11 protein-coding genes are annotated in these 15,298 nt (G+C 51.8%); 7 read left to right on the top strand and 4 right to left on the bottom strand.

Annotated features, from left to right (window positions below; genetic code table 11):
• Positions 1-106 precede the first annotated feature (106 nt).
• The 7 genes from cmoM (at position 107) to JWF83_RS21245 (ending at position 10,773) form a co-directional block, all read left to right on the top strand.
• Entirely contained in the window at positions 107-892 is a 786-nt protein-coding gene (gene cmoM / locus JWF83_RS21275; protein WP_413652452.1) for a tRNA uridine 5-oxyacetic acid(34) methyltransferase CmoM, read from the top strand.
• Positions 889-2,211, top strand: a complete 1,323-nt coding sequence (mukF, locus tag JWF83_RS21270; RefSeq protein ID WP_413652451.1) for a chromosome partition protein MukF — start codon at positions 889-891, stop codon at positions 2,209-2,211. Before cmoM ends, mukF begins: the two co-directional genes overlap by 4 nt.
• Positions 2,192-2,917 (top strand): chromosome partition protein MukE, encoded by a 726-nt coding sequence (gene mukE, locus JWF83_RS21265; RefSeq protein WP_413652449.1) that lies wholly within the window; start codon positions 2,192-2,194, stop codon positions 2,915-2,917. The genes mukF and mukE overlap by 20 nt, the downstream gene beginning before the upstream one ends.
• Positions 2,914-7,401 (top strand): chromosome partition protein MukB, encoded by a 4,488-nt coding sequence (mukB, locus tag JWF83_RS21260; RefSeq protein WP_413652447.1) that lies wholly within the window; start codon positions 2,914-2,916, stop codon positions 7,399-7,401. Before mukE ends, mukB begins: the two co-directional genes overlap by 4 nt.
• Before the next feature lie 155 nt (positions 7,402-7,556).
• Entirely contained in the window at positions 7,557-9,362 is a 1,806-nt protein-coding gene (ldtD, locus tag JWF83_RS21255) for a L,D-transpeptidase (RefSeq protein ID WP_413652446.1), read from the top strand.
• Positions 9,363-9,548: 186 nt separating this feature from the next.
• On the top strand, positions 9,549-10,097 hold the full coding sequence (locus JWF83_RS21250; protein WP_413652445.1) for a YcbK family protein: 549 nt from the start codon (positions 9,549-9,551) through the stop codon (positions 10,095-10,097).
• Between the two features lie 46 nt (positions 10,098-10,143).
• A complete protein-coding gene (locus JWF83_RS21245) occupies positions 10,144-10,773 on the top strand; it encodes an MBL fold metallo-hydrolase (protein ID WP_413652443.1) in 630 nt (209 codons plus the stop codon).
• Between the two features lie 183 nt (positions 10,774-10,956).
• Here JWF83_RS21245 and JWF83_RS21240 read toward each other — a convergent pair whose 3' ends face one another.
• From JWF83_RS21240 to ompF, 4 genes are all read right to left on the bottom strand, one after another.
• Positions 10,957-11,379: a DUF943 family protein gene (locus tag JWF83_RS21240; RefSeq protein WP_413652442.1), complete on the bottom strand. Its 423-nt coding sequence runs from the start codon at positions 11,377-11,379 to the stop codon at positions 10,957-10,959.
• Between the two features lie 28 nt (positions 11,380-11,407).
• Positions 11,408-12,268 carry a DUF3289 family protein gene (locus tag JWF83_RS21235; RefSeq protein ID WP_413652441.1) on the bottom strand — a complete coding sequence of 287 codons (861 nt, stop codon included), beginning with the start codon at positions 12,266-12,268 and terminating at the stop codon, positions 11,408-11,410.
• Between the two features lie 274 nt (positions 12,269-12,542).
• Complete coding sequence (locus tag JWF83_RS21230) at positions 12,543-13,733, bottom strand: amino acid aminotransferase (protein ID WP_413652439.1); 1,191 nt, start codon at positions 13,731-13,733, stop codon at positions 12,543-12,545.
• Positions 13,734-13,957: 224 nt separating this feature from the next.
• A complete protein-coding gene (gene ompF / locus JWF83_RS21225) occupies positions 13,958-15,025 on the bottom strand; it encodes a porin OmpF (protein ID WP_413652438.1) in 1,068 nt (355 codons plus the stop codon).
• Between the last annotated feature and the right edge of the window lie 273 nt (positions 15,026-15,298).

The raw sequence follows: 15,298 nt of genomic DNA, 5'->3' as shown, positions 1-15,298 counted from the left end.
GAAAAAACGTCACCTAAAAGCGAAGCGATGACTGAAAGGTTCATTCTCCGCCAGTGTATGCCAAAATAGCCGCTTTATTAACGGCAGCAACTCCGGAGCCGAAGTCATGCAGGATCGCAACTTTGATGATATCGCCGAGAAATTCTCGCAAAACATTTACGGCACCACCAAAGGGCGTATCCGTCAGGCTATCCTCTGGCAAGAGCTGGATGCCTTATTAACCACGCTTCCCGCGCGGCCGCTGGCGGTGCTGGATGCCGGTGGTGGCGAGGGGCAAACCGGCAGTGGCCTGGCGGCGCGCGGCCATCAGGTACTGCTGTGCGATCTCTCCGGCGAGATGTTACAACGTGCGCGTGCTTATGCTGAAGAAAAAGGTGTGAGCGATAACATGCAATTCAAACAAATTAGCGCCCAGCTGGTCGGTCAACATTTGGATAAGCCGGTTGATCTGGTATTGTTTCACGCTGTGCTGGAGTGGGTGGCGCAGCCACAAGAGGTTCTGGCGGCGCTGTACGATACGCTGGCGCCGGGTGGCGTGTTGTCGCTGATGTTTTACAATCTGCATGGTTTGACCATGCGCACACTGACCCTCGGCAATTTTGGCTATCTGCAGGCCGACCTGCGTAAGCGCAAAAGGAAGACCTTATCACCTGACTACCCGCGTGACCCGGAGCAGGTCTATGGCTGGTTACGTGAGCTCGGTTTTATTATTGAGCGGCGGGCAGGGATCCGCGTATTCCATGACTATATGCGCGACAAAGAGAAGCAGATCGAAAGATTCGAGGAAGTGCTGGCAATGGAGCAGCGTTATTGCCGGCAGGAGCCATTTTTAAGTTTAGGGCGTTACATCCACGTCACAGCGCGGAAACCCATTCAGAAGGACGAACTATGAGTGAATTTTCCCAGACTGTACCGGAACTGGTTGCCTGGGCGCGAAAGAACGATTTTTCCGTCTCCTTACCAACCGAACGTCTGGCATTTTTGCTGGCCATCGCCACCCTGAACGGGGAGCGCATGGACGGTGAAATGAGTGAAGGCGAGCTGATTGATGCCTTTCGCCATGTCAGTAAGGCCTTCGAGCAAACCAATGAAACCGTGCTGGTTCGTGCCAATAACGCCATCAATGATATGGTGCGTCAGCGCCTGCTCAACCGCTTTACCAGCGAGATAACCGAAGGCAACTCCATCTATCGCCTGACACCGCTGGCTATCGGCATTACCGATTATTATATTCGCCAGCGCGAGTTCTCGACCTTACGCCTGTCGATGCAGTTGTCGATGGTGGCGCAGGAGTTGAAGCGTGCGGCAGATGCCGCGGATGAGGATGGCGATGAATTCCACTGGCATCGCAATGTGTTTGCGCCGCTGAAATACTCGGTGGCAGAAATTTTCGACAGTATCGATATGACGCAGCGCATCATGGATGAGCAGCAACAGTCGGTAAAAGATGATATCGCCCAGTTGCTGAATCAGGACTGGCGCGCGGCGATCTCCAGCTGTGAGTTGTTGCTGTCTGAGACCTCCGGCACCCTGCGCGAACTGCAGGATACGCTGGAAGCGGCAGGGGACAAGCTGCAGGCCAACCTGCTGCGCATTCAGGACGCCACCATGAACAGCCCGGATCTGGGTTTTGTCGACAAGCTGGTGTTTGATCTGCAAAACAAGCTCGATCGCATTATCAGCTGGGGACAACAGGCGATTGACCTGTGGATCGGTTATGACCGCCATGTGCATAAGTTTATTCGTACCGCAATCGATATGGATAAAAACCGCGTCTTCGCCCAGCGTTTGCGTCAGTCAGTGCAGAACTATTTCGCCAATCCATGGGCATTGACCCATGCCAACGCCGACCGTCTCTACGATATGCGCGATGAAGAGCTGACGCTGCGTAGTGAAGAGGTCACCGGCGAGTTGCCTTCTGAGCTGGAATACGAAGAATTTAATGAAATTCGTGAACAGCTTGCAGCGATGATTGAAGAAGCGTTGCAGATTTACAAAACGCAGCAAAAACCCCTCAACTTAGGGACGGTAATACGCGATTATCTGGCGCAATATCCGCGAGCCCGCCATTTTGACGTGGCGCGTATTGTCGTCGATCAGGCCGTGCGTTTAGGCGTGGCCGAAGCAGATTTCTCAGGCCTGTCAGCAGAATGGCAGGTCATTAATGATTACGGAGCCAAGGTGCAGGCACATGTCATCGACAAATATTGAACAAGTGATGCCGGTTAAAATGGCCCAGGCACTGGCAAATTCGCTTTTCCCGGCGCTGGATAGTCAGTTACGTGCAGGGCGCCATATTGGTATTGAAGAGTTAGATAATCATGCTTTTCTGATGGATTATCAGGAGTTTCTGGAAGAGTTCTACGCGCGCTACAACGTTGAGTTGATTCGTGCGCCGGAAGGTTTCTTCTATCTGCGTCCGCGCTCCACCACGCTCATCCCGCGTTCGGTGCTCTCCGAGCTGGATATGATGGTGGGCAAAATCCTCTGTTATCTCTATCTCAGCCCGGAACGCCTGGCGAACGAAGGTATCTTTACCCAGCAGGAGCTGTATGACGAACTGCTGAGCCTTGCTGATGAAAGCAAGTTGCTGAAGCTGGTTAACCAGCGCTCAACCGGTTCCGATCTCGATCGCCAAAAGCTGCAGGAGAAGACCCGTGCGTCATTAAACCGTCTGCGTCGTTTGGGTATGGTGTGGTTTATGGGCAACGACAGCAGCAAGTTCCGGATTAACGAAGCGGTATTCCGTTTTGGCGCCGACGTGCGTAGCGGCGACGATCCACGTGAGGCGCAACTGCGCATGATCCGTGACGGCGAAGCGATGGCGATTGAGAGTGGCCTGGCGCTGAATGATGAAGCCGACGAGAACGAGAGTGACGATATGACGTCAGACAACGCGGAGGATGAACAGGCATGATTGAACGCGGAAAATTTCGCTCGCTGACGCTGATTAACTGGAACGGTTTCTTTGCGCGCACTTTCGATCTCGACGAGCTGGTAACCACCCTGTCGGGGGGGAATGGTGCGGGTAAATCCACCACTATGGCGGCATTTATTACCGCGTTGATCCCCGATCTGACGCTGCTGCATTTTCGTAACACCACCGAAGCCGGGGCCACTTCCGGTTCCCGCGATAAAGGTCTGCACGGTAAGTTGCGCGCTGGTGTCTGCTACTCGGCGCTGGATGTGGTTAACTCGCGTCATCAGCGGGTGATTGTCGGCGTGCGCCTGCAACAGGTCGCCGGACGCGACAAAAAGGTCGATATTAAACCCTTCAGTATTCATGGTTTGCCGACGGCGATGAACCCGACGGAAATTTTGACCGAGACGCTGAATGAACGCCAGGCGCGCGTACTGCCGCTAAGTGAATTAAAAGATCGTCTTGAGGCGATCGAAGGCGTGCAGTTTAAACAGTTTAACTCGATCACCGACTATCACTCGCTGATGTTCGATCTGGGCATTGTGGCGCGTCGTCTGCGCACGGCGGGCGATCGCAGCAAATACTATCGCCTGATTGAAGCTTCGTTGTATGGCGGCATCTCCAGCGCGATTACCCGCTCACTGCGCGACTATCTGTTGCCGGAAAACAGCGGCGTACGTAAGGCATTTCAGGATATGGAAGCGGCGCTGCGTGAAAACCGCATGACGCTGGAAGCGATTCGCGTCACGCAATCCGACCGCGATCTGTTTAAACATCTGATCTCTGAGGCGACCAGCTATGTGGCCGCTGACTATATGCGTCACGCCAATGAGCGCCGTATCCATCTGGACGGCGCGCTGGTGCTGCGCAACGATCTGTTTACCAGCCGCAAACAGCTGGGCGCCGAGCAGTTCCGCCATATCGAAATGGCGCGCGAGCTGGCTGAGCATACCGGTGCGGAAAGCGATCTGGAAACCGACTATCAGGGCGCCAGCGATCACCTGAATCTGGTGCAAACCGCGATGCGTCAGCAGGAAAAAATCGAGCGCTATGAAGGCGATCTTGAGGAGCTGACCTATCGTCTGGAAGAGCAGAATGAGGTGGTGGCCGAAGCGCGCGAAGTGCACGAAGAGAATGAAGCCCGTGCCGAAGCCGCTGAACTGGAAGTGGATGAGTTAAAAAGCCAGCTGGCCGATTATCAGCAGGCGCTGGACGTGCAGCAGACGCGTGCGATCCAGTATCAACAGGCATTACAGGCATTGCAACGCGCGCAGGAGATCTGTGGTCTGCCGGAGCTTTCCGTCGACAACGCGGAACAGTGGCTGGAGACCTTCCAGGCAAAAGAGCAGGAAGCGACTGACAAGCTGTTAATGCTTGAGCAGAAAATGAGTGTGGCAGAGGCCGCGCACAGCCAGTTCGAGCAGGCATTCGATCTGGTAAATAAAATTGCCGGTCCGGTAAGTCGTAGCGAAGCCTGGCAAACCGGCCGTGACTTACTGCGCGAAGCCGCCAATCAGCGCCATCACGCAGAGCAACTGCCGTCGCTGCGTTTGCGCCTGAGTGAGATGGAGCAACGTTTGCGTGAGCAGCAGGAGGCCGAGCGCCTGCTGAATGAGTTCTGCAAACGTCAGGGCCAGCAGTATGACGCCCAGGAACTGGAATCGCTGCAGCGTGAGCTGGAAGCGCAGATTGAACAGCTTTCGCAGAGTGTAGCCGATGCTGGCGAGCGTCGCATGATGATGCGCCAGGAGCTGGACCAGCTGCGCGAGCGGATTAATCAGCTAACGGCGCGCGCGCCACACTGGCTGGCCGCGCAGGAGATCCTGACGCAGTTAAGTGAGCAGACCGGACAACCGCTGGAGAACAGCCAGCAGGTGACCGAGTTTATGCAGCAGCTGTTGGAGCGTGAGCGCGAAACCACCGTTGAGCGTGATGAAATTGCCGCGCGTAAGCGGGATATTGAACAGCAGATCGAAAGGCTCAGCCAGCCTGGCGGCGCTGAAGATGCGCGGCTGAACAACCTGGCTGAGCGTTTCGGCGGTGTACTGTTATCGGAAATTTATGATGACGTCACCATTGATGATGCGCCTTACTTCTCGGCGCTGTACGGCCCGTCGCGACATGCCATCGTGGTGCCGGATCTGTCGCTGGTGCGTGAGCAGCTTGACGGTCTGGAAGATTGCCCGGAAGATCTCTATTTAATCGAAGGGGATCCGCAATCGTTCGACGACAATGTGTTTGGCGTTGAAGAGCTGGAAAAAGCGGTGGTGGTAAAAATCGCCGACCGTCAGTGGCGCTACTCCCGCTTCCCGAAAATCCCGTTGTTTGGTCGTGCGGCGCGTGAGAATCAGCTCGAACTGCTGCATAACGAACGTGAGCAACTGGCGGAAAACTACGCCACCCTGTCGTTTGATGTACAAAAAACCCAGCGTTTGCATCAGTCATTCAGCCGCTTTATCGGTAGTCATCTGGCGGTGGCCTTTGAAGACGATCCGGAAGCACAGATTCGCCAGCTCAATAGCCGTCGTACTGAGATTGAGCGCGGGCAGACCAGCCACGAAAATGACAATCTGCAGCAGCGCCAGCAGTATGAGCTGGCAAAAGAGGGCGTGGCGCAGCTTAACCGCCTGTTGCCGCGCGTCAGCCTGCTGACCGATGAGACGCTGCAGGACCGCTGTGAAGAGATCCGTGAACGTCTGGATGAAGCGCATGAAGCCTCGCGCTTTATTCAGCAGCATGGTAATAACCTGGCGCGCCTTGAGCCGATTATTTCCGTCTTGCAGAGTGACCCGGAACAGCATGAACAGCTGAAAATTGACTATCAGCAGGCGCAGCAGGTACAGCGCGATGCCCGTCAGCAGGCGTTTGCCTTAACGGAAGTGACACAGCGCCGCGCCCACTTTGGCTATACCGATTCTGCCGGCATGCTCAATGGCAACAGCGATCTTAATGAGAAGCTGCGCCGCCGTCTGGAGCAGGCGGAGTCGGAACGTGCCCGTGCGCGTGACCAGCTGCGTCAACATCAGGCACAGCTGACCCAATATTCGCAGGTGCTGGCTTCGCTGAAAAGTTCCTTTGACGCCAAACGCGACATGCTGAAAGAGCTGAACCAGGAGATGCAGGATATCGGTGTGCAGGCTGATGCCAGTGCCGAGGAACGTGCTCGTATTCGTCGTGACGAACTCTATACGGCATTAAGCACCAACCGTGCGCGTCGTAACCAGCTGGAAAAACAGCTCACCTTCTGTGAAGCGGAAATGGACGCGTTGCAGAAGAAACTGCGTCGTCTGGAGCGTGATTACCAGCAGAATCGTGAGCAGGTGGTATCGGCGAAAGCGGGCTGGTGTGCCGTGATGCGTATGGTGAAAGATAATGGCGTCGAGCGCCGTTTGCATCGCCGCGAACTGGCTTACCTTGGCGCCGACGAGCTGCGTTCGATGTCGGATAAAGCGTTGGGCGCGCTGCGTCTGGCAGTAGCCGATAATGAACATCTGCGTGACGTGCTGCGTTTGTCGGAAGATCCTAAGCGTCCTGAGCGCAAAATTCAGTTCTTTATCGCGGTTTACCAGCATCTGCGTGAGCGTATCCGCCAGGATATTATCCGTACTGACGACCCGGTGGAAGCCATCGAACAGATGGAAATTGAGCTGAACCGTCTGACGGAGGAGCTGACGGCCCGCGAACAGATGCTGGCGATCAGTTCGCGTAGCGTATCGAACATTATCCGCAAAACCATTCAGCGCGAGCAGAACCGTATTCGTCAGCTGAACCAGGGGCTGAACAGCGTCAGTTTTGGCCAGGTACGCAGTGTCCGTCTGAACGTTAACGTCCGTGAAGCGCATGCCACGTTGCTGGATGTGCTGTCGGAACAACATGAGCAGCATCAGGACCTGTTTAACAGCAATCGCCTGACCTTCTCCGAAGCGCTGGCAAAACTCTATCAGCGCCTGAATCCGCAAATCGATATGGGCCAGCGTACCCCACAAACCATTGGCGAAGAGTTGCTTGATTACCGCAACTACCTTGAAATGGAAGTGGAGGTCAACCGTGGTTCTGATGGCTGGCTGCGTGCGGAAAGCGGAGCGCTCTCTACCGGTGAAGCCATCGGTACCGGGATGTCGATTCTGGTGATGGTCGTTCAGAGCTGGGAAGAGGAGTCACGGCGTCTGCGTGGTAAAGATATTTCTCCATGCCGCCTGCTGTTCCTTGATGAAGCTGCACGTCTTGATGCGAAATCGATCGCTACCTTGTTCGAATTGTGCGACCGTCTGGAGATGCAGTTGATTATTGCCGCACCGGAAAATATCAGCCCGGAAAAAGGCACCACCTATAAACTGGTGCGTAAAGTGTTCCAGAACACCGAGCATGTGCATGTGGTTGGCCTGCGCGGTTTCGCTGCTGAATCATCTCCGGCAAATAGTGTGGCGGAGGATACAGATCCATCGGATGCTGAATCAGAAAAAACGCAGGCGCAAATGTAGTAAAACAGTTGCACTCGCATTAATCTGTTAACGGCATTTGCTGCCATCCGGGCAAATGCCGTTTTTAGTTTCTATACTTAGAACAAAGAGTAATAGCCCAACGGGTAAATATTTTTTCGCCTGTAATGGCTTAATAAAAACACAGGGGGCAAGGGATGTTGCTGGCAAATTTTGTTACGTTGAAAAAAGCGACGTTAGGGTGTTGTATCGTACTTTGCCTCGCCCAAGTGTACAGCGCTGCTGCAGCGATTAAATCACCACTGCCGGCAACAGCGGGTGTGACCACCGTTGCTCAGAGTCAGGCGCAAATTCTTGCGGTCCTACCTCATACGGTAAAACCTTTCTATCTGGCCTCGTTAGCCTCGATTTATGCTGCGCGCGATATGCGGCCTCTCTGGCTGGATCGCGGGGCAATACAGCAATTCCAGCAACAACTGGCGGAAGTGGCTATCTCTGGTGTTCAGCCGCAGTTTACCCAGTGGGTGCAGCAATTAACCGATCCGGCAATCACCGGGCTGGCGCGCGACATTGTGTTGTCAGATGCGATGCTGGGGTACTTACAGTTTGTGGCCAACGTACCAACCGAGGGTGAAACCTGGTTATACAGCAATGTGCCGTATAAAATGGCGCTGCCGCCTGTCTCGGTGATTAATCAGTGGCAAACCGCCGCCGATGCCGGCGCGTTAAATACCTTTGTCATCGCACTGGCGCCGCAACATCCGCAATATGTCCGTATGCATCAGGCGCTGAAAACCATGCTGGCGGATAATCGCCCATGGCCGCAACTGAGTGATAAACAGACCTTACGTCCGGGGCAGGTTAGTCAGGATGTTCCGGCGTTGCGTGAAATACTGCAGCGTACCGGGATGTTAAATGATATCTCAATGGCGCCGCAGCCTCATCAGGATGCTGTGCCAACTGCGGCGATACCGGTTGACGAAAGTGATACTCCCGTTGCCGTCAGCCCGTCGGCGACCAGCGATGTCGATTTGCCGGTACAGACACCGGAAAATGCCGGCAATGTGCAGCCAGCGTCCGCTGTCAGCAGCGATAGTATTTATACTCCGGATTTGGTGGAGGGGTTAAAACGCTTCCAGCAGTGGCAGGGATTAGCATCAGACGGCACCATTGGCCAGCGCACCCGCGAATGGTTGAATGTCTCGCCGCAACTGCGCGCCTCACTACTGGCGCTAAATATTCAGCGTTTGCGTCTGCTGCCGGATGATATGCATAACGGCATTATGGTGAATATCCCGAACTATTCACTGATTTACTATGCTGGTGGCAATGAGATCCTCTCCTCGCGGGTGATCGTCGGCCGGCCGGATCGCAAGACCCCGCTTATGCGCAGTGCGCTTAATAATGTGGTGTTAAATCCGCCTTGGAACGTGCCGACAACACTGGTGCGTCAGGATATTGTGCCGAAGGTTAAACAGGACCCGACCTATCTTTATAAACATGGTTTCACTCTGTTATCCGGCTGGAGCAGCGACGCAGCGGTTATTGACCCGTCAATGATTGACTGGAGCATGGTATCTGCCGCTTCTTTCCCGTATCGCGTCCGTCAGGCTCCGGGCGATGCCAATTCGCTGGGACGCTATAAGTTTAATATGCCGAGTTCAGATGCCATCTATCTGCACGATACGCCGAACCATAATCTGTTTCAGAAGGATATTCGTGCGCTCAGTTCAGGCTGTGTAAGGGTGAATAAAGCATCGGATTTAGCCAATCTGTTGCTGCAGGATGCGGGCTGGAACGATACCCGTATCTCCAGTACGCTAAAAGAGGGGAGTACGCGCTATGTGCCGATTCGTCGCCGTATTCCGGTTAACCTCTACTACCTGACGGCATGGGTGGCTGATGACGGGAAACCACAGTTCCGAACAGATATTTACAATTATGATGCTACCGCGCGTTCAGGTTCGCGGGTACAGAACCTGGCCGGACAGCTGCTACTCTAATTATTGAAAATTCAGTAAGAAACTATGCCGGGCGGGGCCCCGGCATTTTTTTGTCTGCCGCTTACTGGCGTTTGCATGCCTCCAGATTTGCCCTTAATGGGTTGACGGATGGCTGCACGGCAGTTATGGTTCGGCCTTGTGCACTTTTTGCTCATTCAGCCATTGTTTTTCAGGTAACAGCATTTCATGGATAAATTCGATACTCATCGCCGGAAATTACTGGCATTTGGCGGCGCAGCGCTTGGCTTATCGCTGCTGCCCGGTCAGGCTTTCGCTACGCTTTCTACCCCGCGTCCACGCATTCTGACCCTTAATAACCTTAATACCGGTGAAAGCCTGAAAACTGAGTTTTTCAACGGTCGTAGCTATAACAAGGATGAGTTGTCGCGCCTTAATCACTTTTTCCGCGATTACCGGGCCAATAAAGTGAAGAACATCGATCCCCGGCTTTTCGATCAGCTCTATCGTCTGCAGGTGATGCTGGGTACGCGTAAACCGGTACAGCTGATTTCCGGTTATCGTTCGCGGACCACCAACAACGAACTGCGTGCCAACAGCAGCGGGGTAGCGAAACACAGTTACCATACCCTCGGTCAGGCGATGGATTTTCATATTGAAGGCGTTTCTCTGAGCAATGTACGCAAAGCAGCATTAACTATGCGCGCAGGTGGTGTAGGATATTACCCCAGCAGTGACTTTGTTCACATTGATACCGGGCCGGTAAGGCACTGGTAACTGAGAGAAATTCCGGCGACCCTGTGTTAGCCGGTAACGGAGTGTTATGGACTATCACATTGTTCCCGTCACGGCGTTCGCGCAGAACTGTTCGTTGATTTGGTGTGCGGAAACGCAGCAGGCGGCTATTGTTGATCCGGGCGGCGATGCCGAAAAAATTATCCGCGCGGTGACTGAGCAGGGCGTGACCGTCAGGCAAATTTTGCTGACGCATGGTCACCTCGATCATGTTGGCGCTGCCGCTGAACTGGCCGCACACTATACGGTACCTGTTATTGGTCCGCAGAAACAGGATGCGTTCTGGTTAGAAGGTTTACCCGCCCAGAGCCGGATGTTTGGCCTGGCGGAGTGCGCACCGCTAACCCCGGATCGCTGGCTGGAAGAAGGTGAAACGGTTCAGGTAGGTAATACGCTGCTTGAGGTGTTGCATTGTCCAGGCCATACGCCGGGGCATATTGTGTTCTTCGACCGTACCGGCCGTCTGCTGGTCTCTGGCGATGTAATTTTCTATGGTGGCGTCGGGCGCAGTGATTTCCCGCAGGGGAGTCATCAGGCGCTGATTAGTTCGATTAAAGAGAAGCTGTTGCCGCTGGGTGACGATGTGACTTTTATTCCCGGTCACGGGCCGATGTCGACACTCGGTAATGAACGGCTAAATAACCCTTTTCTGCAATAGTTTTTGCTTCCCCCTTCGGGTAAGGGGGAGCCAGCAGCGGCTGGACCTCTGTTGGTATCAGAATATCCTGTGTTTGCACAAAAAACAGTCTCCACCCCCGACGGCGAATCACTATGCAACAGAAAAGCATACAAATGGCTATTTGAATAAATGCTTTATCTGGCATCGAAATTAATAAGCATGTCACTCAAGTTGCCTGTAAAGGATTATTTTGTTGTTCTCGAAGGTGTAAATATTACCGCTATAGCCGATGGAAAAATATATTTTATTGTTGGCTGATTTTTCTATAGTTAAAAGTAGTTTTTTTTCAATGCAGTTTCTTTTGTCTTTCATATCAGAAAAGCACAACAAATCTTTGCGATAGTACTCGTCGGAATTTAGATAACCATCGCCAATGTTCCATATTGTAATGTTATAACTACCATCTTTATAAGAATGAGGTATGTTATATTTTTTCATTATTTCTTGCTGGTTTTTTAGCCACCACTCAATTTTTTCTTTGTCTGTAAAAGGTAAGTGGTCGACGATTATCTGGCTATATTCTCTTGCAGAATGAATATCAATAATATTGACCGCTCTCAGGCTCCAGAAGTTTAAAACAGGCACAAAAATCAATCCTGAGAAGATAATTATCTTAAAATAAATTTTCATTGCGGTAGCCACGTAGGGTTAGCTTTGTGCTGAAGTTAGTCATAAACGGTTTAAAGGCCATATTCTGATAACGTTGTAATACAAACCAAATACGGAAAAAACGGAATGATCGATACAAATTGTTGTTTATATCTTTATCATCGAGACCAAAATGGTCCTGGGCATTGAACTCTATTTCGGCTGTCCAGTTTGAACTATCTACCACAAGGCTATTTATTTTGATGGTCTGAGCATGTATCTCATGTACTGTTATCCCCAGTCCGTTGACGCAATCAGACCATCTGTCAAATTTAGGTAACCGTGTTAGAAAAATTTTGTTTTTTGCATCGGAAAGGAAAAAACCTACTTCTGTAATGGTTCGTTTTGAGTAGTTAATATTCTTAGCGATCGCTACTCTCAGGGCATTCAAGGTATTGCGCAGTGGATTTTCATGAATCACCCTGTTATATGCTTCGTCAAGCGACGAGGACGAAAATGAGTTTCCCTTTCCGCGATGGAAATGTGTGATCATCTGGTCAATCAGATGAGCGTATCTCCCTGTCGCAAAGAGTGTGGATAGCTCCCTCATTTCATCAAAGAGCAGACTGGCACATTCCTCTTTAGAGACCGCTCTGTCAATGGTATGAGATTTCGGTTTGCGGGTTAAACTTCGCGCTGGCAGCATTATCGGGTATTCGCAGGGGATTCGTGAATATGGTTCTATTTTACTGGATACATCTGTTAGCTTATATTGATTACGTAGTTGATTCTCGGTAAGGTCGCCGCAGCGCATGTCTGGTGCGCTATAGTCATTCATTCTGTTCTGTGTTGAAAAGACTTTAAGCGGAAAAGATATAAGTCGCATCGCGTAATAACTCCCTGTAAGTCACTTCGGTGAAACTACCTTGTTTCCCGGCAATATGATAACTAATAAGAATATAATTTAAAATATATATTATGGTAAAAATAGCAGCGGAAATAGTATTAATAAATGGGTTGTTTCCCTCTCTCATCACGGAGCGATGTCGATACTCGGTAATGAACGGCTAAATAACCCTTTTCTGCAATAATACATGCTAAGGGGAGCCATTAATGGCTCCCCTGGACGCACCGTGCCGGCGTATGCCGTCGGTAGAATTTTACAGCACCGCGACGATGGCTTCACACAGTGGCGCCATATTATCCGGTGTCATTCCGGCGACGTTTACACGTCCGGAATTTACTGCATAGACGCCAAACTCTTCACGCAGACGAATAACCTGATCTTTGGTCAGGCCGCTGAATGAGAACATCCCGTTCTGGTTGATAATAAAGCTGAAATCACGATTGGCGCCTTTCTCCTGCAGGGTATTCACAAACAGCTGACGCATACGTTGGATGCGCTGACGCATATCGGTCAGCTCCTGTTCCCAGATGGCGCGCAGCGCATCATTGCCAAGAATAGTGGCAACCACTGCCGCACCATGCGCCGGTGGGTTAGAGTAGTTGGCACGAATGGTGGCTTTCACCTGGCTGAAAGAGACATCAGCGATGGCCGCCTCGGCTGCGACCAGCGTAAAGGCACCTACGCGCTCATTGTAGAGGCCGAAGTTTTTGGAGTAGGAACTGGCTACCAGAAACTCTTTATGGCTGCCAGCGAAGATACGCAGGCCTTCTGCGTCCTCTTCCAGACCGCGAGCGAAACCCTGGTAAGCAAAATCGAACAGCGGCAACCAGCCACCAGCCAGTGATAACTCGGCCAGCTGCGCCCACTGCTCTGCCGTTGGGTCAATACCGGTAGGGTTATGGCAGCAGCCATGGAATAACACCACATCACCCGCCTGCGCCTGACGCAGACTGGCAACCATACCGTCGAAATTCAGCTGATGATGTTCAGCGTCATAATAGTTGTATTCGCAAACTTCCAGACCGGCAGATTCGAACACGTTTTTATGGTTCGGCCAGCTTGGGTTACTGACCCAAATGCGTTTTACCGCTGTTTGCCCGGCAAGAAAATCCGCAGCCACACGTAATGCACCGGTGCCGCCTGGAGTCTGTGCGGTACGCGCACGTTTGGCACTAATAATCTCGTGACCTTTACCAAACAACAGCTCCTGTGTGCAGTGACCGAACTCAGCCAGTCCGTCAATGCTCAGATAGTTTTTGCTGGTTTCATTTTCCAGCAGAAACTGTTCCGCTTTTTTCACACTGGTCAGAACCGGGGTTTTGCCGGTTTCATCTTTGTACACACCAATCCCGAGATTGATTTTATTTGGGCGGTCATCGGCGCGGAAAAGATCGGCTAAGCCAAGAATAGGGTCGGCGGGTGCAGCTGCAATATTTTCAAACATGTGAGAGGTCCGTAAGCTTAAACAAAGCGAATTGAGCGCTCAGGTTAACGCCAGAAAGGCTAAATGCCAACCGTTTGCGAGAAAAAGAGCGGTCCTGATCGGGAGTCTGTGATCGGCACGGTAAAAACCGTCGGAGTGGGTAGCGCACAAATAAAAACGGAGCCTTGCGGCTCCGTCTTTTATGCAGCGATGAGTGGCGATTGCTCGCACATCATGGCAGGCAATTAGAACTGGTAAATCAGACCCAGTGCTACGATATCATCAGTTGCCAGACCCAGAGCATTGTCGTCGTTCAGCAGGTTGATACGGTAGTCAACATAGGTGCTCATGTTTTTGTTGAAGTAGTAAGTGCTACCAACAGAAACATATTTGTACAGGTCAGCATCGCCAATGTTTTCTACGTCTTTAGCTTTGCCCTGAACATAGGCCACTTCCGGGCGCAGACCGAAATCGAACTGGTACTGAGCTACAAATTCAGTGGTAGAAGATTTGTTAGCGAAACCATCAACGCCAGCAACAGTAATTGGTGTTTCGTTACGGCCTTCACCGTAGGTTGCTGCCAGATAGATGCTGTTTGCGTCATATTTCAGGCCAGCAGCCCAAACTTCTGCACGGTCACCTCTGCCAACGCCGGTAGCGTTCTGCACTTCAGTACGATCCTGGCTTGCGTATGCAGCAACAACACCAACACCGATTGGGGAAACGTAAGATGAGGAGATACCGTAGCCGTCGCCGTTGGCTTTCTGAGCTACGCTACGTTCGTTTTTGCCCTGGTACTGAACTGCAAAGTCCCAGCCATCAACCAGACCAAAGAAGTTGGTGTTACGGTAGGTAGCCACACCAGTAGTACGGCTGGTCATGGTGTCGGAGTTGCCGAAGTCACCACCGAATTCTGGCAGCATGTCAGTCCATGCGATTGCATCATAAGCCACGCCGTAGTTACGACCGTAGTCGATAGAACCGGCGTCGCCGAATTTCAGACCAGCAAAGCCCAGACGGGTTTTGGTGCCGTCAGTAGCGTCAGAACCTTCAGATTTGTTAGCCTGAATGTTGTATTCCCACTGGCCGTAACCGGTCAGCTGGTCATTGATCTGAGTTTCGCCTTTAAAGCCGAAACGGACGTATGATTTGTCACCGTCATTGCCGCTGTCGTCTGAGAAGTAGTGCAGACCCTGCGCACGACCGTACAGGTCCAGTTTGTTGCCATCTTTGTTGTAAACTTCTGCTGCGTTTGCTGCACCAGCAGCCAACAGAGCTGGAATTACCACTGCAAGAATGTTGCGCTTCATCATTTATTTATTACCCTCATTGGAGTTTATTCGGACACCTGCCACTGCCGTCATTAATTCTTTACAGAACTATGAGGATAGTTTGGTGTCTTCCTGTGTCTGCACGCATCTTTCCATTCCAGGCACCGTTAATCTACCCCGAAAATGCTACTAATATCCTAATCTGGTTTCAAAAGGAAAATATGTATTACAAAATGTAAAAAACACGGAACTTTGTGAGACAACTCAAAATTTACAAAAATAAAAAAAGGCCAGCTGGGCTGACCTTGTTATATA

Source organism: Pantoea sp. B65 (assembly GCF_047308185.1).
Taxonomy (GTDB): Bacteria; Pseudomonadota; Gammaproteobacteria; order Enterobacterales; family Enterobacteriaceae; genus Erwinia.
This window is presented reverse-complemented; position numbering and strand designations above follow the sequence as displayed.